This is a genomic window from Inquilinus sp. (assembly GCF_039594555.1).
Classification (GTDB): Bacteria; Pseudomonadota; Alphaproteobacteria; order DSM-16000; family Inquilinaceae; genus Inquilinus.
Genome location: NZ_JBCNNF010000586.1, coordinates 1 through 3,280 on the forward strand (window position 1 = coordinate 1; position 3,280 = coordinate 3,280).

The following is a 3,280-nucleotide window of genomic DNA, read 5'->3' on the forward strand; positions in this document are numbered from 1 at the left end:
GGGCGCCTTCGGCCTCGGCCAGCTGCATGGCGATCTCGGCCAGGCGGGTGAGCATCTGGATCTGCTGCAGCGCGAGGCTGCGGCAATAGGCCTGGACGTCGAGATCCTGTGGCACCAGCTCCATAGAACACATCATGAACAAAGTCGCAGACCGGCGCAAGAGACTCTGTATTCGCAGGCCGGTGCGGGCGGCGTGACCGTGGATCGCCACGCCCCTGCGGGGCTCGCGATGACGGTGGGGGTTGGCAGGGGACGGCTCACCCCGTGCCGTCATTGCGAGCGACGCTGAGCAATCCAGTCGTTCCGCAGGACCGAGGCAGCCGTCGGCCGCCCGGATCCCGGGCACGCCGGTCAGCGTCCGCTATTCGCCGTTGAAGCTGGCCAGGACCACGCCCGCGCGCATGCCGGGCAGGGCATCGCCGATCAGCTCGACCTTGACCTGTTCGGGCCGGCACCAGGTGCCTTGATGATGCTTCCACGAAAACGGCATCCTGCCGGGATGTATCTTCCGGGCCTCTTCTTCGCTTTCCGCCACCACGATTGCGGCGTCGTAGGTATTGATCTCGTCGTTATCGTCCTGGGAAATCTTCCATAGCTTCATGATCATCCCCGATGACTGGAAGGACATCGGCTGCGGGCAATCCGCGCTGTATCCCAGAACCGCCGGGGCCGGTGAAGTTACCATTTGGTAAACGCCCGCCCCCACCGCGCTTACCGAATGGTAACTTCGTCGCGTCGCGGGCGGCTGAATACGATCGGACGATACACTCCTCCTGGAGCCCAGAGTGAAGATCCTCCTCATCGAGGACGATGCCGAGATGGCCCGCTTCGTGGTCGCGGGCCTGCACGAGGTTGGCCACGCCGTCGATCACGCGGCCGGGGGACAATCCGGCCTGGCGATGGCCGGCGGCCGCGATCACGACGTCCTGATCATCGACCGGATGCTGCCGGACCTTGACGGGCTCGCCGTGGCGCGGCGGCTGCGGCTGCAAGGGGATGACCGGCCCATTCTGTTCCTGACCACCCTGGGGGGTGTGGCCGACCGGGTGGAGGGGCTCGACGCCGGCGGCGACGACTATCTGATCAAGCCCTTCGCCTTCTCCGAGCTGGTCGCGCGGCTGGGCGCGCTGATGCGCCGCGCCTCGGGCCGGACGGTCAGCACCCTGCTGCGGGTGGCGGATCTGGAGCTCGACCGCCTGCGCCGGACCGTGGCCCGCGCCGGCCGGCCGATCGAGCTGCAGCCGGCCGAGTTCAGGCTGCTGGAATACCTGATGCTGCACACCGGCCAGCCGGTGACCAAGACCATGCTGCTGGAGAATGTCTGGGGATTTCATTTCGAGCCGGGAACCTCGATCGTCGAGACGCAAATCAGCCGGCTGCGCAGCAAGGTCGACCGCGACTTCGACCGGCCGCTGATCGAGACGGTCCGGGGTGGTGGGGGGTACTGCCTTCGTGATCCCGGCTAGGCTGTTCCGCACCGGGGCGTTCCGGCTGGCCGTCACCTACGCGCTGCTGTTCGCCGTCGTGGCGGTCGCCGTCTCCGGCATCGCCTATGTCGCGGTGACCCGCTATGCCGACCAGCAGGTCGACCTGTCGCTGCAATCGGAGGTCCAGGCGGTCACGGCGGCCCTTGCCGGCAAGGACAGGGCGGCCGTGCTGGCGGACATCCAGGCCCGGATCGCGGACACGGCGCCCGACTATTTCTACTACGGCCTGCAGGACCCGGGCGGCGCGGTGCTGGTCGGCAACCTGCCCAGGCCGGTGGCGGAGACCGTCGGCCCGAACCAGCTGCTGCTGGATGAGAAGGACGGTTATGAGCCGGGCGAGCCGCACCTGATCCGCGGCACCGGCGTCGCGCTGCCCGACGGGCTGTACCTGTTCATCGGCCGCGACACCTACGATCTCGGCGAGCTGCAGGAGGTCATCGGCCGCAGCTTCGCCGCGGCGGCGGTCGCCCTGCTGGTGCTGGCCCTGGTGGGCGGCGTGATCGTCGGCTCGAACTTCATCGCCCGGGTCGAGACCGTCAACAACGCGGCCCGGCGCATCATGCGGGGCAACCTCGGCGAGCGGATCCCGTCGGCCGGCACCGACGACGAGTTCGACCGCCTCGCCCACAACCTCAACGCCATGCTCGACCGGAACCAGCTGCTGATGGAGGGGCTGCGGCAGGTCTCGAACGACATCGCGCATGACCTGCGGACGCCGCTGTCGCATATGCGCCAGCGGCTGGAGCTGGCCCGGCTGCAGGCGCGGACGGTCGGCGAGCTGCAGGAGGCGCTCGACCGCGCGATCGTCGACATCGACGACGTGCTCGGGCTGTTCCGGGCGCTGCTGCGGATCGCGCAGATCGAGGCGGGCGTGCGCAGCGAGGGCTTCAGCCGCGTCGACCTGTCCGGCCTGGTCGCGACCGTGGTCGAGGCCTATGGCACGGTCGCCGAGGAGTCCGGCCACGGGCTGGCGGCCGACATCGCGCCCGGCATCGCCTGGTGCGGCGACCGGCAGCTGCTGACGCAGATGGTCGCCAACCTGGTGGAGAACGCGCTCCGCCACACGCCGCCGGGCACCGCGGTGGCCGTCGGACTGAGGCGCGGGCCGGATGGAGCGGTTGTCACGACGATCGCCGACACCGGCCCCGGCATTCCGGCGGAGCTGCGGGAGAAGGTGTTCCGGCGCTTCTACCGGCTGGACAGCAGCCGGAACACGCCCGGCAGCGGCCTGGGGCTCAGCCTGGTCGCCGCCGTCGCCCAGCTGCACGGGTTGACGATCGACCTCGCCGACCATGCGCCGGGCCTCCGGGTCACCGTGTCGTTCCCCCCGGCCGCCGCGGCGGAGGCTGGCTCCGAACCGGCGCCCGCGACCTGACCTGTCGCGATGTGCGGGTCAGGCCTCGCTCGGCTTCGCCTCCGCCTCCGCGTCCTTCGCGCCCGCGGCATGGTGGTCGGCGGCCAGCAGCATGTAGACGGCCGGCACCACGAACAGGGTGAAGATCGTGCCGATGGTCAGGCCGCTGGCGATCACCAGCCCCATGTTGAAGCGCGACACCGCGCCGGCGCCCGACGCCAGGATCAGCGGCACCACGCCGAGCACCATGGCGCCCGTGGTCATCAGGATCGGCCGCAGCCGGATCGAGGCGGCGCCCTCGATCGCCTCGCGCTTGCTCCTGCCCGCCTGCTGCAGGCCGTTGGCGACCTCGACGATCAGGATGCCGTGCTTGCTGATCAGCCCCATCAGCGTCACCAGCCCGACCTGGGTGTAGATGTTCATCGAGGCGCCGCCGATG

The 3,280-nt window shown here is 69.7% G+C and carries 4 protein-coding genes; 2 read left to right on the forward strand and 2 right to left on the reverse strand.

The window, feature by feature from the left end:
• Positions 1–361 precede the first annotated feature (361 nt).
• Positions 362–601, reverse strand: coding sequence for a hypothetical protein (locus ABDW35_RS34495; RefSeq protein ID WP_343718363.1), 240 nt, complete (start codon positions 599–601; stop codon positions 362–364).
• A gap of 184 nt (positions 602–785) precedes the next feature.
• Between ABDW35_RS34495 and ABDW35_RS34500 the strand changes: the two genes are divergently transcribed.
• Both ABDW35_RS34500 and ABDW35_RS34505 read left to right on the forward strand, forming a co-directional pair.
• Positions 786–1,466 carry a response regulator transcription factor gene (locus ABDW35_RS34500; RefSeq protein ID WP_343718364.1) on the forward strand — a complete coding sequence of 227 codons (681 nt, stop codon included), beginning with the start codon at positions 786–788 and terminating at the stop codon, positions 1,464–1,466.
• Entirely contained in the window at positions 1,432–2,862 is a 1,431-nt protein-coding gene (locus ABDW35_RS34505) for a HAMP domain-containing sensor histidine kinase (protein WP_343718365.1), read from the forward strand. Before ABDW35_RS34500 ends, ABDW35_RS34505 begins: the two co-directional genes overlap by 35 nt.
• Positions 2,863–2,880: 18 nt before the next feature.
• On the opposite strand, the gene ABDW35_RS34510 is transcribed toward ABDW35_RS34505, so the two are convergent.
• On the reverse strand, positions 2,881–3,280 hold a 400-nt coding region (locus ABDW35_RS34510; protein ID WP_343718366.1), incomplete at its 5' end, for an efflux RND transporter permease subunit.

Excerpts from the sequence above, each read along its gene's own strand:
- ABDW35_RS34495 (WP_343718363.1), bottom strand. The coding sequence starts at position 601 with ATGAAGCTATGGAAGATTTCCCAGGACGATAACGACGAGATCAATACC.